We start from the raw sequence: 500 nt of genomic DNA on the forward strand, positions 1-500 counted from the left end.
GGTTAGCGAAGCGCCCGGCGTGCGCGTTGATGCCTGCGACTCCAAAATCACCGGGCCAAAGGCGGATCGGGTGCGGTACTGCCAACCGCCGGCGACCGAGACGAGGTCGTAAGGACGATTACTCAGATCATCGATTAAAAGGTCGATGCTCACCAGCTTGCCTACAACGCGGGCCAAGGTCTCGCGCGTGACCGGTTCGCTTGCGGCAAAGATCACCGCCTCCACCCGCAGCATCCATTCGCGCCAGCGCAGCTCCGGCGGCAGGTCTTCGAGCAGTTTTTGAAGGACGGTCTCTTTTCCTTTCGTTCTGAGTTTTGGTGCAACGGCTGCGAGCTTGTTGGCCCGGCGGGCGATATCACTGGCTGTGCGCAGCGCGGCCCCGTATCTTTGGCTGATCAGCAAAGGCACGGCAAAATCCCATGACAGCTTTTTGGCGATCAGCCAGTCGGCCAGAGCCCAGGCCAGGTTTTCCGCGTCCGAACGCGTGGACCAGATCGCCG

At 61.4% G+C, this 500-nt stretch carries 1 protein-coding gene and 1 pseudogene; both read right to left on the bottom strand.

All coding sequences use genetic code 11. From position 1 onward, the window contains the following. Positions 1 to 234, bottom strand: a 234-nt coding sequence (locus Q0835_RS30115; protein WP_298967187.1) for an SMC-Scp complex subunit ScpB, incomplete at its 3' end; no start/stop codon positions are given. Between the two features lie 84 nt (positions 235 to 318). Beyond that, positions 319 to 408 (bottom strand): annotated as a pseudogene (locus Q0835_RS30120) (hypothetical protein); the annotation flags it as partial. Positions 409 to 500 lie beyond the last annotated feature (92 nt).

Origin of the sequence: uncultured Roseibium sp. (assembly GCF_947499295.1) — a bacterium.
Lineage (GTDB): Bacteria > Pseudomonadota > Alphaproteobacteria > Rhizobiales > Stappiaceae > Roseibium.